This window comes from Arthrobacter globiformis, assembly GCF_030815865.1.
GTDB classification, from domain to species: Bacteria; Actinomycetota; Actinomycetes; order Actinomycetales; family Micrococcaceae; genus Arthrobacter; species Arthrobacter globiformis_B.
Genome location: NZ_JAUSXI010000001.1, coordinates 1,244,160 through 1,263,763 on the forward strand (window position 1 = coordinate 1,244,160; position 19,604 = coordinate 1,263,763).

Genomic DNA, 19,604 nt, shown 5'->3' on the forward strand with positions numbered 1-19,604 from the left:
GATGGGAACTGGAACCCGCCGGATGACCGTGGCGCAGGCCGTGGTCGAGTACCTTTCCAAGCAGTACACCGTTGATTCCGTGGGTGGGGTCGATTTCCGCGGACGCCTGATTCCGGGCACGTTCGGCATTTTCGGGCACGGCAACGTGGCCGGTGTGGGCCAGGCCCTCAGGCAGTACCAGCAGCTCGATCCGACGATCATGCCGTACTACCAGGGCCGCAACGAGCAGGCCCAGTCGCACCAGGCCGTGGGCTACGCCCGGCACACCCGCCGTCGGCAGACCTTCGCGATCAGCACCTCCATCGGCCCGGGCTCGTCCAACCTGCTGACCGGTGCTGCGCTGGCCACCACCAACCGGCTGCCGGTCCTGCTGCTGCCGTCCGACACGTTCGCCACGCGTGCTGCGGACCCGGTGCTGCAGCAGCTCGAACAGCCCTACGCCTACGACCTCACGGTCAACGACGCGTTCCGGCCGTTGTCTAAGTTCTTTGACCGGGTCACCCGCCCTGAGCAGCTGTTCTCCGCGTTCCACCACGGCTTGCGCGTCCTCACCGACCCAGCCGAGACCGGCGCGGTGACCATCTCGCTGCCCCAGGACGTCCAGGCCGAGGCTTTCGACGTTCCCGAGGAATTCCTGGCCGAGCGTGAGTGGCGGATCCGCCGCCCGGAAGCGGACGACGACGACATCGCCCGCGCCGCCGAAGCCATCCGGGCCGCGAAGCGGCCGCTGATCATCGCCGGTGGCGGCGTGCTGTACGCGTACGCCAACGAGGAACTGGCCAGGTTCGCCGAACTGACCGGCATCCCGGTGGGCAACACGCAGGCCGGCGTCGGCGTCCTGCCCTGGGACCACAAATTCTCCCTCGGGGCCATCGGCTCCACGGGCACGACGGCGGCCAACGCCCTGGCAGCTGAAGCGGACCTGATCATCGGCATCGGCACCCGCTACGAGGACTTCACCACCGCGTCCCGGACCGCGTTCCAGAACCCGGACCTGAAGTTCATCAACATCAACGTCGCACCGATCGACGCGTACAAGCACGGCACCTCGCTGCCGATCGTGGCCGACGCGCGCAAGGCGCTGGTCAAGCTAAACCAGGCCCTGGGCGGCTACCGCGTGGGCGCCGACCTCGAGCAGCAGATCGCCGCCGAGAAGCAGCGCTGGAACACCACGGTGGATGAAGCGTTCGACACGAGGTTCAGCCCGCTGCCGGCGCAGAACGAGATCATCGGCGCCACCAACCGGGCCATGGACGCCCAGGACGTGGTCATCTGCGCCGCCGGTTCCCTGCCGGGTGACCTGCACAAGATGTGGCGGGTTCGCGACCCGTTCGGCTACCACGTCGAATATGCGTACTCCTGCATGGGCTATGAAATCCCCGGCGGGCTGGGCGTCAAGCGCGCAGCGCTTGCCGAGGCCGCCGCGGGCGGTGCCCAGCGCGACGTCGTCGTGATGGTGGGGGACGGCTCCTACCTGATGATGCACACCGAACTGGTCACCGCCGTCGCCGAACGGATCAAGCTGATCGTGGTCCTGATCCAGAACCACGGCTATGCCTCCATCGGTTCGCTCTCCGAGTCCCTCGGCTCGCAGCGCTTCGGCACCCAGTACCGCGTCCTGGACGAGGAGCAGCACAGCTTCGACGAGGGCGACACCCTCCCGGTGGATCTGGCCCTGAATGCCGAGTCCCTCGGCGTGAAGGTGATCCGGATCGAGCCGGGGGAGAAGGCCATCGCCGAACTCGAACAGGCCATCCGCGACGCCAAGGCAGCCCCGGAGCGCGGCGGCCCGATCGTGATCCACGTCGAATCCGACCCGCTGCTGGACGCCCCGAGCTCCGAATCCTGGTGGGACGTGCCCGTCTCCCAGGTCTCCGACCTCGACTCCACCCAGCAGGCCTACCAGACCTACACCGACCACAAGAACCGCCAGCGCAAACTGCTCGGCTGATCTTTCTCCTCCCCAAGCTACAGACCAAGGAAGTCATCTCTATGTCAACGACGACCGTCACCACCACCATCAACCACTTCATCAACGGTGCCGAGACCGCCGGCGAAGGCGACCGCACCCAGCCCGTGTACAACCCGGCGACCGGCGCCGTGTCCGCTGAGCTGCGCCTGGCCAACCGCGCCGACCTGGACAACACCGTCGCCGCGGCCCGCAAGGCTGCCGATTCCTGGGGTGACATTTCCCTGGCTAAGCGCACCGCGGTCCTGTTCAAGTTCCGCGAACTCGTCGCCGAGCACATCGACGAGCTCGCGGAGCTGATCACCGCCGAGCACGGCAAGGTCCTCTCCGACGCGAAGGGCGAGATCGGCCGCGGCCTGGAAGTCATCGAGTTCGCCTGCGGCATCCCGACCCTGCTCAAGGGCGACTACTCGGACCAGGTCTCCACCGGCATCGACGTCTTCTCCTTCCGCGAGCCCCTGGGCGTTGTTGCCGGCATCACCCCGTTCAACTTCCCCGTCATGGTGCCTTTGTGGATGGCCCCGATGGCGATCGCCACCGGCAACGCCTTCATCCTCAAGCCCTCCGAGCGCGACCCTTCCGCCTCCATGTTGCTGGCCAAGCTCTGGAAGGACGCCGGGCTGCCCGACGGCGTGTTCCAGGTCCTGCACGGCGACAAGGAAACGGTTGACGGGCTGTTGACCCACCCGGACGTGGACGGCATTTCCTTCGTGGGCTCCACCCCGATCGCCAAGTACGTCCACGAGACCGCCACCGCCCACGGCAAGCGCGTCCAGGCTCTCGGCGGGGCGAAGAACCACGCCATCATCCTGCCCGACGCCGATTTGGACAACGCCGCGGACCACCTCGCCGCCGCCGCCTTCGGCTCCGCCGGGTGAGCGCTGCATGGCCATCTCCGTCGCCGTCGCCGTCGGTGACGCCGCGGACCTGCTGGTCAAGAAGGTCGAAGAACGCGCCGCCGCCGTCAAGGTCAACAACGGCACCGTGCCCGGCGCGGAAATGGGCCCGGTCATCACGCCCGCGTCCAAGGAACGTATCGTGAAGATCGTCACCGAGGCCGAAGCCGCGGGAGCTGCGATGGTGGTGGACGGCCGCGACCTCGTCGTCCCCGGCCACGAAGACGGCTTCTGGGTCGGCCCCACCGTCCTGGACCACGTCAAGACCGAAATGACCGCCTACACCGAGGAGATCTTCGGGCCCGTCCTCGTCGTCGTCCGCGTGGATACCCTGGAGGACGGCATCAAGCTGATCAACTCCAACCCGTACGGCAACGGCACCGCAATCTTCACCTCCTCCGGCGCCGCGGCCCGCAAGTTCCAGCGCTCCGTCACCGTCGGAATGATTGGCATCAACGTGCCCCTGCCCGTCCCGGTGGCCTACCACTCCTTCGGCGGCTGGAAGGCCTCGCTCTTCGGCGACAAGAACATTTACGGCCCCGAAGGCGTCTCCTTCTACACCCGCGGCAAAGTCGTCACCTCCCGCTGGCCCGAACCCACCCACGCCTCCGGCGCCTCCTACAACTTCCCCTCCAACTAATCCCCACCCGGTTTCGCTCCCCACCCGCCCCCCTGGCCTCGCAGGCTCTGCCAGGGAACCTTGCGGGCGGGGGCCCAAAGCCAGCAGCAGACATAAGGATTGAGCAATGACTGAGAACAAGCTGATCATCGGCACGGCACCGGACTCCTGGGGGGTGTGGTTCGCGGACGACCCGAAGCAGACCCCGTGGGAGCGCTTCCTCGATGAAGTGGCGGAATCCGGCTACAAGTGGATTGAACTCGGCCCCTACGGCTACCTGCCGAACGACCCCACCCGGCTAGCCGAGGAGCTCAAGCAGCGCGACCTGAAGGTCACCGCCGGAACCGTGTTTACCGCGTTCCACCGCGGCTTGGACCAGTGGGAGACCGCCTGGGAGCCGGCCCGGAAGGTTGCCGAGCTTACGGCTGCCATGGGTGGCGAGCATATCGTGGTGATTCCCGCGATGTGGCGCGACGACGTCACCGGCGAAGCCGTGGAAAGCGGCGAACTCAGCGACAAAGCCTGGAGCGACCTTTTCGCCGGGCACAACCGGCTCGGGAAGACCCTGCTGGAGGACTTCGGCCTGAAGCAGCAGTTCCACTCCCACGCGGACTCGCACGTAGGCGCGCAGGAAGACATTGAAACCCTGCTGGGTGCTACCGACCCGCAGTACCTCAACCTGTGCCTCGACACCGGCCACGCCGAATATTGCGGCGCCTCCAGCCTGGAGCTCATCAAGAACTACCCGGACCGCATTGGCTACCTGCACCTGAAGCAGATCAACCCGGACGTCCTCAGACAAGTCAACGAGGAAAACATGACCTGGGCCGCCGCCAACCTGGCGGGCGTTATGACCGAGCCGCCGAACGGCTTGCCGGACCTGCGCGCCGTCATCGAAGCCGTCGAGGCCCTCAACCGGCCCATCTTCGGCATCGTGGAGCAGGACATGTACCCTGTGGCCTTCGACGTTCCCATGCCGATCGCCAAGCGCACCAGGAACTACCTGCTCTCCTGCGGTTCGCGGACCGCTGTCAACTAATCGGCATCCTGCTCACGCCAACTCCAAAGGAAGAGAACAATGACTGAAACCCTTCGCGTCGCCGTCATCGGCGCCGGCCGCATGGGCGCGGACCACATCCAGCGCCTCAGCAAGCGGATCCACGGCGCTGAAGTCGCCGCCGTCGTCGACGTCGACCTGGCCCGCGCGCAGGCCGCCATTGAAGGCATCCCCGGCGCCGTGGCCCTCGCCGACGCCGAAGAGGCCCTCAACAACGGCGACGTCAATGCCGTGCTGATCGCCACCCCCGGCTTCCTGCACGAGGACATTCTGCTCAAGGCCCTTGAGAAGGACATCCCCATCCTCTGCGAGAAGCCGCTGACCCCTGACGCCGAGACCTCCTGGAAGATCGTCGAGGCGGAGCAGAAGCTCGGCCGCAAGCGCATCCAGGTGGGCTTTATGCGCCGCTTCGACGCCGAGTACGCGGCCCTCGGCCAGGTCATCCGCGACCGTGAACTGGGCGAACTGCTGATGCTGCACCACCAGCACCGCAACCCCACCACGCCGCCGGGATTCACCAACGAGATGCTTATCAACGACTCCGTAGTGCACGAATTTGATGCCATCCGGTTCTTCACGGGAGAGGAAATCACGTCCGTCCAGGTCCGCCTGGGCAAGCCCACGAAGAACGCTCCGGCCGGGCAGCACGATCCCCAGCACGTCCTGATCGAAACTGAGTCCGGAGTCCTGGCCGACGTCGAGATCTACGTCAACGCCAAGTTCGGCTATGAAGTGGCCACGCAGGCCGCCTTCGAGGACGGCATCGTAAGCATCGGCGGCGACAAGGGTCCCTACACCCGCAGCGCCGGCCGCTGGGGCGGCAAGGTCACGCCCGGCTTCGAAGAGCGCTTCGGCGCGGCGTATGACGTCGAAATCCAGGCGTGGGTGGACGCTGCCCTCCGCGGTGAAATTGGCGGCCCCACCGCCTGGGACGGCTACGCCACCGCCGCATGCTGCGAGGCCGGTGTTGAGGCGCAGAAGAACGGCGAGAAGGTGGCCGTGAAGCTGAACGCCAAGCCTGCCCTGTACAGCTAGGCCACGCTTGTACTTGGAGTTTTGTCCAGATAATGCGCCTTAGGGGCCCTCAAGGTTGCATTATCTGGACAAAAACTCGGTTCGTTACCCAACTTTTTCCACAATGGAGTGTTCTTCGTGAAAATCGCCCTTGATCCCACCCCCTTCCACCACAGCCACAGCCTGCTGGAGTTTCCCAAGGTGGTGGCCGACCTCGGCTACAAGTACATGCAGATGACGCCGCACCCGGATCTCATCCCCTTCTACAACCACCCGAAGGCCGACGACGAACTGGTGGGCCAGTTGAAGAAGGCGTGCGCCGGCGCCGGAATTGAAATCGCGTCCATCCTGCCTGTGCTGCGCTGGTCCGGCCCGGACGAGGACGCCCGTGAAGCAGCAGTGCGCTACTGGAAGCGCGCCATCCAGATCGCCGTGGACCTGGGCGTGAGCACCATGAACACCGAGTTCAGCGGCCGGCCTGAGCTGGCCGAGGAATCCGAGCGCGCGTTCTACCGCTCCATGGAGGAACTGCTCCCCATCATCGAGCGCGAAGGCATCGACCTGCTCATCGACCCGCACCCGGACGACTTCGTGGAGGAAGGCCTTGCCGCGATCCGCGTCATCCGCGGCCTGAACTCCAAGAACGTCGGCATGGTCTACGTGGCCTCGCACAGCTTCCACATGAAGAACTCGCCGCTGGACATCATGCGCGCGGCAGGGGACAGGCTCCGCCTGGTCCACGTTGCCGACACCATGGACCACCACGCGTCCCACGGACTGCGCTACATCACCAATCCGCCGGGCAACGCGGTCCGGGTGCACCAACACCTGAAGATCGGCGACGGCGACGTGAACTGGGACGAGTTCTTCGGCGGCCTGAAGGAAATCGGGTTCCTGGACCGGGACGACACCGTGATGGTGTCCAGCGTCTTCGCCGAAGACGACAATGCCGAGGACGTTTCCCGCTACCAGCTGGACACGATGAAGCAGTACGTGCAGAAGGTCAGCGTATGACGGCCGCGCCTTCTGGCAAGGCCGACTTAAAACACCAGCGGGCGCTCCGCACGGTCACCATCATTTCCACCTTCGGCGGCCTGCTCTTCGGCTACGACACAGGCGTCATCAACGGTGCCCTGCCATACATGCAGGAGGACCTGGGCCTGACCCCCCTTGCCGAGGGCATGGTGACGTCGTCGCTCCTGTTCGGCGCCGCCTTCGGTGCACTGTTCGGCGGCCGGCTGGCGGACCGGAACGGCCGCCGCAAGATGATCATGGTCCTTGCCGTCGTCTTCCTGATCGGCACACTCTCCTGCACGCTGGCTCCGAGCACTGAGTTCATGGTGGCGGCCCGGTTCATCCTGGGCCTGGCCGTGGGCGGGGCGTCCGTGACGGTGCCGGTGTACCTCGCTGAGGTGTCGCCCTCGGCCCGCCGCGGGCGGATCGTGACGCAGAACGAACTCATGATCGTCACCGGCCAGCTGCTCGCTTTCATCTTCAACGCCTACCTCGGCAACACCTTCGGCGGGGCCGGGGGCATCTGGCGCTGGATGCTGGTGATTGCCACGCTGCCCGCCATCGCCCTGTGGATCGGCATGGCCTTCATGCCCGAAAGCCCCCGCTGGCTAGCCTCCATGGGCAGCTTCGGCGAGGCGCTCGGCGTGCTTCAGCGCATCCGCTCCAAGGCCGAGGCCACGGCGGAGTTCGACGAGGTCAAGGCCATGGCCGTGGAGGACTACAAGTCCAAGATGGGCTCCTGGAAGGACCTGCAGGTTCCCTGGCTGCGGCGGATCTTCTTCGTCGGCGTCGGCCTTGCGGTGATCCAGCAGATCACCGGCGTGAACTCCATCATGTACTACGGCACGCAGATCCTGGCGGATGCCGGCTTCGGCCGGGAAGCGGCACTGAGCGCCAACATCGCCAACGGTGTCATCTCCGTGCTGGCCACCTTCGTGGGCATCTGGCTCCTCGGCAAGGTGGGGCGCCGCCGGATGCTCATCACCGGGCAGATCGGAACCACCTCGGCGCTGCTGCTGATCGGCTTGTTCTCGCTGATCCTGCCCGAGGGCACCGGGCGTGGCTACGTAATCCTGGCGCTGACCGTCACGTTCCTCGCATTCCAGCAGGGGGCCATTTCACCGGTCACCTGGCTAATGCTCTCGGAGATCTTCCCGTTGAAGCTGCGCGGCCTCGGCATGGGCGCGTCGGCCTTCGTGCTTTGGATCGTGAACTTCCTGATCGGCTTCGGCTTCCCGCAACTGCTCGCCGCAGTTGGCATCTCCAGCACGTTCTTCGTGTTCGCCGTCCTGGGTGTCGGCGCCATTCTGTTCGCTGCCAGGTACATTCCCGAGACCAAGGACAAGAGCCTTGAGGACGTGGAACACTACTTCAAGCACCAGGCAGGCGTCTCCGCCGCAGCTGAAACCGCCGTCGGAACGAACACCCCGGTCCACTAAACAGTCCGGGTCCAAACCCGTCCCGGACCATGACCGCTCCCGAGTTTTGTACAGACAATGCCCTCTCGAAGCCTTCGGGAGGGCATTATCTGTACAAAAACCCCAGCGCCGGAGGCAGTTTTGCGCCCAGGCGTTCGACTGCCGGAAGCGTTCGACGGCGGCTAGCTGGTTGCCGGGGCGGTGCTGCCCGGCGGCTTCCGGACGAACCTAGACGCCGGCGTGGAGGCGGGGGAGGGCATCTACCAGCGGCGCCAGTTCCGGCACCTGCTGCGCTTCGGCCAGGGTCCGCTCCAGTGTGGCGTCGTGGACCGGCCGCGCTTCTGCCAGCAGCTTGCTCCCGCTGCCCGTGAGTTCGGTGTAGATGCCACGGCGGTCGTCCGCGCACAGAATGCGGGTCAGCAGGCCGCGGTCCTCCAGCCGGTTCACCAGGCGGGTGGTCGCGCTGGCACTGAGGGCGGTGGCCCGGGCCAGCTGCTGCATGCGCATGTGCCACCCATCCTGCCGGCTGAGCGCGTCCAGCACCGTGTATTCGACGACGGAGAGCTGTGCCTGCTCCTGCAACGACCGTTCCAGCTCCGCCTCGATCAGCCCGTGCAGGGCCGCCAAGGTGCGCCAACCCTGGGCACGCACCTCCACGGCGTCGTCCTTGATGCCCATGGACTCTCCTCCTTCGGTTCTCCGGCTCTGCCGAAACAGAGCACGGCCGTGAAATAGTTGCTTGCGCGGTATATTTGCTTGTGCAACAATTACTTGCGTTGCAATAAATAGCGCGCCTGCAACTATTAGCTTACGTCGCGCTCCCCATTCAGTACAGTGCCGAAGGAGCACATCCATGCCTGTTGGCCTGATAGCCCTAGCCCTCGGCGGGTTTGGCATCGGACTCACCGAATTCGTCATCATGGGCCTGCTCCCCGAAGTGGCCGCAGACTTCCAGGTGAGCGAAGCCTCCGCCGGCTGGTTCATCTCCGGCTATGCCCTCGCCGTCGTGGTGGGAGCGCTGGGACTCACCGCCGCGGTGTCCCGCTTCCAGCGCAAGCCCGTGCTGGCCGTTCTGCTGGTGCTTTTCGTCGCCGGCAACCTGCTGTCCGCCATAGCGCCTGACTACTGGGCGATGATGGCGGGCCGGGTGGTTGCCGCCCTCGCACACGGCGCCTTCTTCGGCATCGGGGCGGTGGTGGCAGCCGGCATGGTCGCGCCGACCAAGAAGGCCGCCGCCATCGCCATCATGTTCACCGGGCTCACGGCCGCCAATGTCCTCGGAGTTCCACTCGGCACCCTGCTGGGGCAGGCGGCAGGCTGGCGCTCCACCTTCTGGGCCATCACGGGCATCGGCGTGCTGGCACTGGCCGGCATTCTGGCCCTGGTGCCCAAGGCGGGGAACGGTGACGCCGCAAGCGGCGGACTGCGCAGTGAGCTGCGCGCCTTCCGCTCCGGCCAGGTGTGGCTGTCGATCCTGGTGACCATCCTCGGCTACGGCGGAATGTTCGGCGCCTTCACCTACATCGCCTTCACCCTCACCGAGGTTTCCGGATTCGCCCCCTCCACGGTGCCATGGCTGCTGATTGTCTTCGGTGTCGGCCTGTTTATCGGCAACACCCTCGGGGGCAGGGCGGCTGACCGCGACGTCGACCGCACCCTGCTGGCCGTACTCTCGGTCCTCGTCCTCGTGCTGGTGGTTTTCGCCCTGAGCGCGGGCAACCAGGTGCTCACCATCGCCTCGTTGCTGCTCCTGGGTGGTTTCGGGTTCGCCACAGTGCCCGGCCTGCAGATGCGCGTCATGAAGTACGCGGCCAAGGCGCCCACGCTGGCGTCCGGAGCCAACATCGGCGCGTTCAATGTGGGCAACGCCCTTGGCGCCTGGCTTGGCGGCGTGACCATCAGCGCCGGTCTGGGCTACACCTCGCCCATTTGGGCAGGGGCCGGGATTACCCTGCTGGGCCTTCTGGTGATGGCCGGCGCCGCCGCCCGGGCAAAGGCCAGTGCCCGCCGGGCTCCCGTTCGGGGCGAAACAGCCGAGGCAGTTGTCGCGTCCCAAACACGCGTGGAGACGGAAGCGGCCGGTTCAGTCCAGGCTGAACCGGCCGACGTCGGACCCGTTTCCGTCCGTTAGCCCGCGCCGTTGGCCGCGCACTCCGCGCGATGGCCCGAGCCGTTGGCCCCGCGTTATGCCCCGAACGGCAGCCGGGGGTCCAAGTTCTGGCCGTCCCAGGTCTGGCGCACCCAGCCGTGGTGCGGGTCATCGCTGATGAGCCAGTCGCGCACGCGGCCGGGTCCGGCCATGACGTTGAGGTAGTACATGTCGTAACCGGGCGCGGCCATGGCCGGGCCGTGCCAGCCATAGGGGACCAGCACTACGTCGCCGGTGCGGACCTCGGCCGCGACGTCGATGGGCCGGTGGTCGGAGGCGTAGACCCGCTGGTAGCCGATGGCGTCCGCATTCTCGCCCGGGCCGCTTGAACCCGGGACGTCGGCCACCCGCGTCTCGAAGTAGTAGATCTCCTCGAGCCGGGTCTCGCCCTCCTTCTCCTCGTCATGCTTGTGGGGAGGGTACGAGGACCAGTTGCCGGCCGGCGTGAGGACTTCGCACACGATGAAGCGGTCGGCTTCCAGTGCGGCGGGGGTTCCGAAGTTGTGGACCTGCCGGGAGCAGTTTCCGGCCCCGCGCAGTTCCACCGGCGTCTCCGCCGCGGTGATCAGGCGCGTCGGGTACTGGACCTTGGCGGGCGCCGTCGCGATGGCCACCCGGCCGCCGTCGGACGACGAAACCGTCACCGCCTTGTCCGTCCCGGAGTACAGCACATCGGTGGGGCCGCTGAAGACGCTGGCCCGCCCGGCAAGGGGGTAGTCCAGCCCGTCCACGGTCGCCGTGAACGCCCCGCCCAGCGGAATGACAATCCGTTCCTCCGCCGCGGGGGAAAGTTCGACGACGGCGCCCGGCGCCAGCGTGGCCACCTTGAGTCCTGTGTGTTCCCAGCCTTCCACGGCAAGTTTCGAGTCGGACGTACCCAGCGAAACGTCCCAGCAGCCTTCGGCTGCGCTGCCCAGGGGGTATACCCAGTCGGCCATAAGTTCGTGTCCCTTTCGGATGTGTGGTGGTAGGTCCGGCGCGCGTTGGCCCGCTGCCAGGGCAGGCCAGCGCCTGCCCCTACGCTGCAGGCGCCATGTACTGGCCCGCGGTTGAGGTGGCCTAGCGCTGAACCAGTGTCATTTCGAAGCTGTAGGAGTCACCGCGGTAGACGTGGTGTCCGGTCTCCACGTTCCGCCCCGTGTCGTCGACGGCGGTGCGTTCCATGGTGACCAGGGCCGAGCCCGGTTCGGTCTCAAGCAGGGGAGCCTGGTAGTCGTTGGCCACCACGGCGCCGATGCGCTGAGTGGCTAGCCGGAAGTTGACGCCGCCGCTGCGCAGGATGCCGTACAGGCCCTGCGTGTTCAGCAGGTCCTCATCGATGTGCGTAATGTCGTCGCGTACCCAGTTCTCCATGAGGGCCAGCGGTTTGCCGCCCACTTTCCGGAGCCGGGTGAAGTGATAGACCTTGGCCCCGGCGGCGAGGTGCAGGGCCTCCCGGGTGGCGGCGTCGGCCTCGATGTGCGCAAAGGTGAGCACCTCGGTGGTGGGCTTGCTGCCGTTGTTCGTCAGGTCGTCGTACAGGCTGGACAGCTCAAGCGGGCGGCGGACCTGGCTGGACACCACCTGCGTGCCGACACCCCGCTTGCGGACGAGCAGCCCCGAGCGGACCAGTTCGTCCATGGCCTTGCGCATGGTGGGCCGCGAGAGGTTCAACTGGGCGGCGAGATCGATCTCGTTCTCCAACCGGCTCCCGGGTTCCAGCAGACCGGTGTGGATGGCAGCTTCAATGCCCTGGACGACCTGATGATACAGCGGCACCGGCGACGAGCGGTCGATGCTGAGGCGTAGTTGGTTCGCCATTGAATGCTCCCTTTGTGCTGCAGGTCCCCGCGTCCAGGAAGCCTGTATGTCAGTGCATGTCCGTTTGTTAGGACATACTCCGTTTTTGATAATAGCAGGGAGCCGCCGGCAGTCAAGGAGTTAGGCAGTCAGGGAGTGCGGCAGGCCTCCACGAACACGCGGAACGGGGCAAGCCTCTGCTCTTCGGTCAGTTCCGGGGCCTCCGGATGCCACTGCACCGATGCGACCCAGCGCTCGGGGTCCTCCAGCGCCTCTACCGTGCCGTCATCCGCCACGGCGGTCACCAGCAGCCCCGGCGCCACCCGGTCGACAGCCTGATGGTGGCCGGACGCGATCTTGACCTCCATTGCGTGTACGCCGCCCGCGGCTGTTTCACCGGCGGCCGCATCGTCTGCGTCGGCAGAGGCCGTTCCGCCGGCCTCCGGTTTTTCGGCGGCGGCGTACATCTTCGCCACCTTGGATCCCGGGGTAATCGTCACCTCGTGCCAAACCCATGGTCTGTTGGCCGCTGCCGGGATCTGGCGGTGCGGCACGGTACCCGGTGTCATGTCCTGGACCAGTGTTCCGCCGTAGAGGACATTGAGCAGCTGGTGCCCGCGGCAGATTCCCAGCACCGGTGTGCCGGCATCGAGCGCGTGCCGAGCCACCGCGATGTCGAGGCGGTCCTGCTCCGCATTGACGTCATAGAGCGTGGGCCCCGGTTCCTCGCCGTAGAGGCGCGGGTCAACGTCGCCGCCGCCGGGAAGTACGACGCCGTCAAGCGCCTCGGGCGCGTCCGGCGCCTTGTCGCCGTCGGAAGTTCCGCCGTCGGCCGTTCCACTGTTGCGTGCGCCGCTCAGCCCGCCCTCCAGTGACTCAGCAGTGAGCAGCACCGGTTCTCCGCCGACATCGCGGATGAGGCTGACGATGCAGCCGAAGAGGTTGTTGGCCTTTGCCACCCGCGGGTCCGGATCCGAAGAGCTGCTGAGCCGGACCGGGATGCCGATCCGCGGCCGGCGCTCCTCGCGCGGCGCCGCGCTGTGTGCCGCGTCTGCATCCGGCGCCGTGTCCGGGTTCTGCGCTGCGTCCGGGGTCTGCACTGTTCCTGAATTCCGCGTTGAATTCTGCATCCTCAAATTCTGCCCCATATCCGGCCGGTTAGGCTGGCCGAATGAACAACCGCTATCTGGTGTCCAGGGACCGTTTCATCGCTGCGGCGCCGGACGTGGTCTTCGAGGTCCTGGCCACTCCCGCGCTGCACAGCGAAATCGACGGATCGGGCACCGTCAAGGGCGCCCAGCCGCGGGGGCCGTTGCGCCTGGGACCGGGGGCCAAATTCGGCATGGAAATGAAGATCAGGGTTGATTACCGGATCCTCAACACCGTCACTGAGTTCGAGGAGGGCCGGCGGATCGGCTGGCGCCACTTCTACGGGCATGTGTGGCGTTACCTTCTGGACCCGGCCACGGACAGCAGCGGCGTGCGCGGAACGCTCGTGACAGAACAGTGGGATGCGCGCAATGTCCGCGGCAAGTTCCTGCTCCGGCTTGCCGGTTATCTGGGCCGCCATCCGGCGAATATTGACAGGACGCTCGCCAGGCTGGACTCATACGTTACGGGCGCGCAAGCCGCGCGATGACGCACTTCGTGCCGATTTTATTGGGGCTGCGCGGGTTTCGGTAGTGTTGGGAGCAACAGGCAAGGCGAAAGTAGGGCAGTCGATGGGGCGCAGGACACTTGTTGACGACCTGGTCGATGGTCTGCTGGACGACATTCTTGACGGCAGGCTCAAGCCGCATGATGCGCTGCCGCCGGAAGCCGACATTGCCAAGGCCTACGACGTCAGCCGGCTGACCGTCCGCGAAGCACTGAAGGCACTCCGGGCGCAGAACATCCTTTACGTCAAAGCCGGCCGCGGAACATTCGTGAATCCAGCAGACAGCTGGACCGGCCTTGACGCGATCATCAAGGCAGCGTCGCACGGCAACGCGGACGATCAGGTTTCCCGCGGCCTGATCGAGGTGCGACGCATGGTGGAGACTGGAGCCGCCGCGCTCGCCGCCAGGCGCCACACTCCGGAGCACGCGGAGGAGATGCGGGCGTCCATCGCGGACATGAAGCGGTTTCACCAGGCCGGAGACCTTGACGGGTTCGTGGCGGCGGACATCGCCTTCCACGACACCGTTCTGAAGGCCTCCGGCAACCCGTTTGTCCGCGCCCTCCTGGCCCAGCTGGGTCAGTCCCTCTACCGCGCCCGCCGCGAGACCTCGGCCATCGAGGAGATCCAGCGCCACGCCATCGCCTTCCATCAGCGCGTGCTCGAGAGCATCCTCGCCGGCGACTCCGAGCTGGCCCGCAAGGCCATGGACGAGCACATGGACCAGACCTTCGAGGACTACGAGCGCTATGTTCACGGCAACCGCGGTTAGGCTCTGTGTTCCTAGGCGCCGGCGTTCTTGGGCCCTGGCTTTTCTCGTTTCCTACTTTTTTCCGGGTCCAACGTCCTTCTGAGCCCACTTTTTTGCTGGGGCCACGCCTTTCATCTTGACGTAATGCTCGTCACGCTCCTATGCTTTTGGTCATGTTCTTCCGTCAGATGTCTGACATCAGATTTAGCGCAGACATTCCCCTCTGAAGCGGACAGAACCCCATCAGAAAAAGCATCGGATTCCCCCGGCGAAGCCGCCGGCCCGGAAACCGACAGACAGAAGGTCGATGATGACTTCATTCACCACAAAGTCCTCCGGACTGGGCGAGCTTGGAGACCGCACGCTCCGCAAGGTCCGCCGCCGCGTAATGCCCCTGATTGTGCTGCTCTACTTCATCGCGTATCTGGACCGGAACAACGTCGGCTTCGCCAAGCTGACCATGGGCGAGGACATTGGCCTGAGCGCCGCAGCCTACGGTCTGGGCGCCGGCATCTTCTTCCTCGGCTACGCCGTGCTCGAAATCCCCAGCAACGCCGGCATGTACAAGTTTGGCGCCCGCAAGTGGCTGGCCCGCATCCTCATCACCTGGGGCATCTTCGCAGCGGCCATGGCCCTGGTGAACGGCGAATCCACCTACTACATCATCCGCTTCCTGCTGGGCGCGGCCGAGGCCGGCTTCTTCCCCGCCATCCTCTTCTACCTGACGCTGTGGTTCCCGGCCGCACAGCGGGTCACTGTACTGGGCATCTTCATCCTGGCCCAGCCCATCTCCAACGCACTGGGTGCCCCGGTTTCCGGCCTGCTCCTCCAGATGGACGGCATCATGGGCCTGCAAGGCTGGCAGTGGCTCTACATTCTTGAAGGCATTCCCGCCGTCCTGCTGGGCGTGCTGACCCCCTTCCTGATGACGGACCGCCCTCGGGACGCCAAGTGGCTCAACGCCGACGAGCGCGAATGGCTCGCCACCACCATGGACGCCGAACTGGCAGCCAAGTCCAAGGGCAGCAGCCACAACTTCCTGGCCGGTCTCAAGGACAAGCGCACCATCGCCTACTCGGCCCTCTACTTCGGACTGGTCTGCGGCATCTACGGCCTGGGCCTCTGGATGCCCACCATCGTCGCCGCCCTGGGCGAGTTCTCCACCGCCGAGGTCGGATTCATCGTCCTCATCCCGTACGCCATCGCCGCGGTCTTCGTCTACTTCTGGAGCAAGCGCGCTGACAAGACCGGCAAGCGTGCCTGGCACAGCGCCGTCAGCATGGTCCTCGCCGGCTTGGGCCTGCTCGCCGCCGGTTTCCTGCTTCCGGTCAACCCTGTCCTGGCACTCATTGCCCTGACCGCGTCGGCCATGGGCATCTACGGGGCCATTGCCCCGTTCCTGTCGATGCCGTCCGCAGCGCTCACCGGCGCAGCCGCCGCATCCGGGCTGGCCATGGTCAACTCGCTGGGCAATCTGGGCGGATTCGTCGCCCCCTATGCAGTGGGCATCCTGAAGGACGCCACCGGCAACAACCAGAGCGGCCTACTCTTCCTCTCCTTCTGCCTGTGCGTCACGGCCGTGGCCACCTACCTCTATGCCCGCAAGCGCCCCGAAGGCGATGCGGCGCTGGATCCGGCAGTCAAGGCCGCCGCAGACGTTCCGGCCAGCCGCTAAAGACCCATCCGAGAACCACCCGAAGGAATACCCGCAATGATCTCAATTACCCCTTTCCCCGCAGAACGCACCGTTGTGCTGACCGGCGCGGCCTCTGCCCGCGGTATCGGCCGCGCAGCAGCTGACCGCATGGCCAGCGAAGGCTGGTCCATCGCCATCCTGGACATCAACGCCGAGGACGCGAAGGCCGCGGCCGCAGAGATCGGATCCAACCGTGCAGTGAAGGCGATCGGCGTCGGCGCCGACGTCTCCGACGAGGCGTCCGTGGACCGGGCTATCACGGAGATCGAAGAGTCGTTGCCGCCGATCGTGGCCCTTGCCAACCTGGCCGGCATCAGCTCGCCGACCCCCTTCATGGAAACCACGGTTGCCGAGTGGGACAAGGTATTTGCGATCAACATGCGCGGCACCTTCGTGGTGTCACAGCGGGTCCTCAAAGGAATGATCGAACGCGAGCTCGGCCGCATCGTGAGCATTTCCTCCATCTCCGCCCAGCGCGGCGGAGGGACCTACTCCAAGGTGGCTTACAGCGCCTCCAAGGCCGGCATTGTCGGCTTTACCCGTGCCCTGGCCCGCGAGGTCGGCGAGTTCGGCGTGACCGTGAACGCCATCGCCCCCGGCCCGATCGACACCGACATCATGGGCGGCACGTTGAGCGAGGAGCGCAAGGCACAGATGTCCGAGGGCATCATGATGGGCCGCGTGGGTACCCGCGAGGAAGTGGCTGCGCTGATCTCCTTCCTGCTGGGTGCGGACTCGGGCTACATCACGGCCGCGACCTACGACATCAATGGCGGTCTGCAGGTTTCCTGACCCGTTCCTGAATTATCCGAAGTGCCCCGCCGGGATTCCGCCGGGGCACTTCTACTTTCAACTGGGTAGCAGCTCAGGGCGTTCCCAACGCTGGGAACGCCTGCTGAGTCTCATGACTTAATGGACAGTTCTGTCTCATGACTTCGTAGACACTCTGTCTCAGGACCTCGTGGACACTTGGGCTGCGGGTTTGCTGCTGTTCATGAGTAAATCCCAGCCGGACATCAGGATTCGGCATGCTGTTGCGACATGGTCCGAGGATTCGCCCAGGGGTGCGGTGAGCGCATTCTGCAGGAAGCACAATGTTTCCCGGGCCTGGTTCTACCGGGTCCGGGCGGCGGCCGCTGAGGTCGGGCCGGTGAAAGCGCTGGAGAAGAGGCCCACGCTTCCCTCGACGATGCCGACCGCGACTGCACCGGGCATGGTGGATCTGCTGCTCGGTGCCCGGGCGGAGCTCAAGAAACTGGGCTTGGACCACGGCCCGCTCTCTGTCATCGCAAAGCTCTCCAGGCAGGGCTCTAGGCCGCCGTCCCGGGCCACGGTCGCCAGAATCTTTGCCCGGGCCGGGGTCGTGGTGCCGGAGCCGAGAAAGAAGCCGCGAAGCGCTTACAAAAGGTTCGTCTATCCCCCAGCCCAATGCGTGCTGGCAGATCGACTCGACCGAGTGGCAGCTCGCCGACGGGAGGAAGGTGGCGATCTTCCAGCTCATTGATGACCATTCACGTCTGGCACTGGCGTCCCTGGTGGCCACCGGGGAAACCAGTGCCGCCGCGATCGCCGTCGTCACGCTGGCCATCGAATGCCACGGTGCACCGCAGAAATTCCTCTCCGACAACGGCTCGGCCCTGAACCCCACCCGCCGCGGACGCACCGGCGCGCTGGTCGAATTCCTCAAAGCCAGGGGCATCGAGCCGATCACGGGCAAACCCTATAAGCCCACCACCCAGGGCAAGAACGAACGCTTCCATCAGACCCTGCACAGATACCTGCACCGGCAGCCGCCGGCGCCATCAATGCCCGTCCTGCAATTACAGGTCGATGCCTTCGATCTCTACTACAACAACGAACGTGAACATCAGGGCCTGCCTCCCGGCCTGACTCCCCGGGAAGCCTGGGACGCCACCCCGAAGACACCCCCGCCCGCCCCGCCGGAACCGGCCGTGGCCGGACCGGGCCGGCGAAGCGCGCAACGGACAGTGGACCGGAACGGGTGCGCGACGATCCTGGGAACCCATTTCAAACTGGGCAATGAACACATCGGAACGACTGTCCATATCCTCTACGACGATGCCGTCATCATGTTCTTCGGAGCGCAAGGGACCGAAATCATCAGCCACCGCCGGCCGGCCCAAGGCACTCCCTACGTCGGCAACGGCAAACCCTCAGGGGTCGCAGCCAACCCCCGGGGAGCCCGCAAGAAACGGAGCATCTACCCGACGCTCAAAGCCCGCCAGCCAACGCCAGAGAACGAAGTGTCCACATAGCCATGAGACATCAAATGTCTACGAAGTCCTGAGACAGGAAGTGTCCACGAGGTCCTGAGACATGACAAACGCTGGGAACGCCCACAACTGCTACCTAGTTGGGTCCGTTCGGCTCCCCCCGCCCGGGGGGAACGCGGCACTAGGCTGGGCACCATGAACCCCTCCGGCAGCCTGAACCCCAGCCCGCGGACCCTTGAGGTGAACAGCGTTGCCAGCTTCGACCGGCTGGTGAATGCGGGGGCCCGGGCGATGCACGGCTGGCACGCTCAGTCGCTTGACCTCCGCGGACGGGCCACAGCCCTGGCAGCCATGGATGCCGAGGGTGCGATTTTCCTGGGCTGCACCTTCGACCCGGGCGTGGAGGCAACACTTCGCAGCCGGGGCGCACTGATTTTTCCGCGGCTTACCGGCGTTCCTTTCAATCCGTACCGGGCAGGGCTCTACACCCCGCAGGAGCTGTACGCAGGCATTGTTGGTGAGCCGTACGAGAAAACCCCCGACGCTTTGGTCTACCAATGGAGCATGCGGCCGGGCCAGCGGAACCGCCTCGATTCCACACTCGCGGCAGCCCTGCACGATCACGCCGTCGGCGATGCCCTGGAGGAGTTTGTCCGTAGCCTCAACAGCGGGGGCCGTTCCATAGTCGGGGTCATGGGCGGCCACGCCCTGCAGCGGGGGACCGGCGGCTTCGCCGCTGCTGCCACGCTGGGCCGGCTCCTGGCCCGCCGCGGCCACCTGGTGGCCACCGGCGGCGGGCCCGGGGCCATGGAGGCCGCGAACCTGGGCGCCTACTTCAGCGCGGCCAATGACGACGATTTCCAGGACGTGCTCCGCGAACTGGCGGCCGTCCCCGGCTTCCGCCCCTCAGTGTCCGCATGGGCGCGTGCTGCGGCAGCCGCCGTCGAACGCTTTCCGGGCGGAACCGCGTCCCTCGGCATTCCCACGTGGTTCTACGGCCACGAGCCGCCCAACTATTTCGCCACCCACATCGCCAAGTACTTTGCCAACGCCGTCCGCGAGGCCATTCTCCTGGAGGTCTGCAACGGAGGCATCGTGTTCCTGCCCGGTGCCGCGGGCACCGTGCAGGAGATCTTCCAGGATGCCTGCGAGAACTACTACGGCGCCCAGGAGACCATGACCCCCATGGTGCTGGTGGGCAGGGAACATTGGGAGGAACGGTTTCCGGCCTGGCCGATGCTGCAAAGCCTCGCCGCCGGCCGGGCCATGGAGCAGCGCATCTTCCTGGTGGACAGCGTGGACGAGGCGCTCGCGGTCCTCGGCGGGTGAAGGCGCCCCGCTGGAATAAGAG

Annotated in this window: 17 protein-coding genes and 1 pseudogene; 14 read left to right on the plus strand and 4 right to left on the minus strand. The window is 65.9% G+C overall.

Translation table 11 applies throughout. The annotated features are described in order from the left end of the window. The first annotated feature begins 1 nt into the window (after position 1). The 6 genes and pseudogenes from iolD to QFZ33_RS05840 all read left to right on the plus strand — a co-directional run bounded on the left by iolD (position 2) and on the right by QFZ33_RS05840 (position 8,008). Positions 2-1,951 (plus strand): 3D-(3,5/4)-trihydroxycyclohexane-1,2-dione acylhydrolase (decyclizing), encoded by a 1,950-nt coding sequence (gene iolD / locus QFZ33_RS05815; protein ID WP_307025665.1) that lies wholly within the window; start codon positions 2-4, stop codon positions 1,949-1,951. Between the two features lie 41 nt (positions 1,952-1,992). After that, positions 1,993-3,505: pseudogene (locus QFZ33_RS05820) on the plus strand (CoA-acylating methylmalonate-semialdehyde dehydrogenase). A gap of 106 nt (positions 3,506-3,611) precedes the next feature. Continuing rightward, positions 3,612-4,523: a sugar phosphate isomerase/epimerase family protein gene (locus QFZ33_RS05825; protein ID WP_307025667.1), complete on the plus strand. Its 912-nt coding sequence runs from the start codon at positions 3,612-3,614 to the stop codon at positions 4,521-4,523. A 39-nt stretch (positions 4,524-4,562) separates the two neighbouring features. Further along, a complete protein-coding gene (locus QFZ33_RS05830; RefSeq protein ID WP_307025669.1) occupies positions 4,563-5,576 on the plus strand; it encodes a Gfo/Idh/MocA family protein in 1,014 nt (337 codons plus the stop codon). A 117-nt stretch (positions 5,577-5,693) separates the two neighbouring features. Beyond that, positions 5,694-6,569 carry a sugar phosphate isomerase/epimerase family protein gene (locus QFZ33_RS05835; RefSeq protein ID WP_307025670.1) on the plus strand — a complete coding sequence of 292 codons (876 nt, stop codon included), beginning with the start codon at positions 5,694-5,696 and terminating at the stop codon, positions 6,567-6,569. Then, entirely contained in the window at positions 6,566-8,008 is a 1,443-nt protein-coding gene (locus tag QFZ33_RS05840) for a sugar porter family MFS transporter (protein WP_307025673.1), read from the plus strand. Before QFZ33_RS05835 ends, QFZ33_RS05840 begins: the two co-directional genes overlap by 4 nt. Positions 8,009-8,215: 207 nt before the next feature. Here QFZ33_RS05840 and QFZ33_RS05845 read toward each other — a convergent pair whose 3' ends face one another. Then, a complete protein-coding gene (locus tag QFZ33_RS05845; protein ID WP_307025675.1) occupies positions 8,216-8,665 on the minus strand; it encodes a MarR family winged helix-turn-helix transcriptional regulator in 450 nt (149 codons plus the stop codon). 175 nt (positions 8,666-8,840) lie between these two features. Between QFZ33_RS05845 and QFZ33_RS05850 the strand changes: the two genes are divergently transcribed. Then, positions 8,841-10,118: an MFS transporter gene (locus QFZ33_RS05850; RefSeq protein WP_307025677.1), complete on the plus strand. Its 1,278-nt coding sequence runs from the start codon at positions 8,841-8,843 to the stop codon at positions 10,116-10,118. 53 nt (positions 10,119-10,171) lie between these two features. Here the strand turns inward: QFZ33_RS05850 and iolB are convergent, their stop codons facing one another. From iolB to QFZ33_RS05865, 3 genes are all read right to left on the minus strand, one after another. Continuing rightward, positions 10,172-11,074, minus strand: a complete 903-nt coding sequence (gene iolB / locus QFZ33_RS05855) for a 5-deoxy-glucuronate isomerase (RefSeq protein WP_307025679.1) — start codon at positions 11,072-11,074, stop codon at positions 10,172-10,174. Between the two features lie 121 nt (positions 11,075-11,195). Then, positions 11,196-11,936, minus strand: coding sequence for a GntR family transcriptional regulator (locus QFZ33_RS05860; RefSeq protein WP_307025681.1), 741 nt, complete (start codon positions 11,934-11,936; stop codon positions 11,196-11,198). A 128-nt stretch (positions 11,937-12,064) separates the two neighbouring features. Beyond that, complete coding sequence (locus tag QFZ33_RS05865) at positions 12,065-13,045, minus strand: gamma-glutamyl-gamma-aminobutyrate hydrolase family protein (RefSeq protein ID WP_307025683.1); 981 nt, start codon at positions 13,043-13,045, stop codon at positions 12,065-12,067. A 41-nt stretch (positions 13,046-13,086) separates the two neighbouring features. Between QFZ33_RS05865 and QFZ33_RS05870 the strand changes: the two genes are divergently transcribed. The 7 genes from QFZ33_RS05870 to QFZ33_RS05900 all read left to right on the plus strand — a co-directional run bounded on the left by QFZ33_RS05870 (position 13,087) and on the right by QFZ33_RS05900 (position 19,582). After that, positions 13,087-13,554, plus strand: coding sequence for an SRPBCC family protein (locus tag QFZ33_RS05870; protein ID WP_307025685.1), 468 nt, complete (start codon positions 13,087-13,089; stop codon positions 13,552-13,554). A gap of 82 nt (positions 13,555-13,636) precedes the next feature. Further along, positions 13,637-14,344, plus strand: coding sequence for a FadR/GntR family transcriptional regulator (locus QFZ33_RS05875; protein ID WP_307025687.1), 708 nt, complete (start codon positions 13,637-13,639; stop codon positions 14,342-14,344). A 286-nt stretch (positions 14,345-14,630) separates the two neighbouring features. Next, positions 14,631-15,998, plus strand: coding sequence for an MFS transporter (locus QFZ33_RS05880; RefSeq protein ID WP_307025688.1), 1,368 nt, complete (start codon positions 14,631-14,633; stop codon positions 15,996-15,998). Positions 15,999-16,034: 36 nt separating this feature from the next. Further along, entirely contained in the window at positions 16,035-16,811 is a 777-nt protein-coding gene (locus tag QFZ33_RS05885) for an SDR family NAD(P)-dependent oxidoreductase (protein WP_307025690.1), read from the plus strand. A 202-nt stretch (positions 16,812-17,013) separates the two neighbouring features. Continuing rightward, positions 17,014-17,523 carry a hypothetical protein gene (locus QFZ33_RS05890; RefSeq protein WP_307031987.1) on the plus strand — a complete coding sequence of 170 codons (510 nt, stop codon included), beginning with the start codon at positions 17,014-17,016 and terminating at the stop codon, positions 17,521-17,523. Further along, complete coding sequence (locus QFZ33_RS05895; RefSeq protein WP_373427239.1) at positions 17,501-18,295, plus strand: integrase core domain-containing protein; 795 nt, start codon at positions 17,501-17,503, stop codon at positions 18,293-18,295. The genes QFZ33_RS05890 and QFZ33_RS05895 overlap by 23 nt, the downstream gene beginning before the upstream one ends. A 153-nt stretch (positions 18,296-18,448) precedes the next feature. Then, positions 18,449-19,582 (plus strand): LOG family protein, encoded by a 1,134-nt coding sequence (locus QFZ33_RS05900; RefSeq protein WP_307025692.1) that lies wholly within the window; start codon positions 18,449-18,451, stop codon positions 19,580-19,582. Positions 19,583-19,604: the final 22 nt, after the last annotated feature.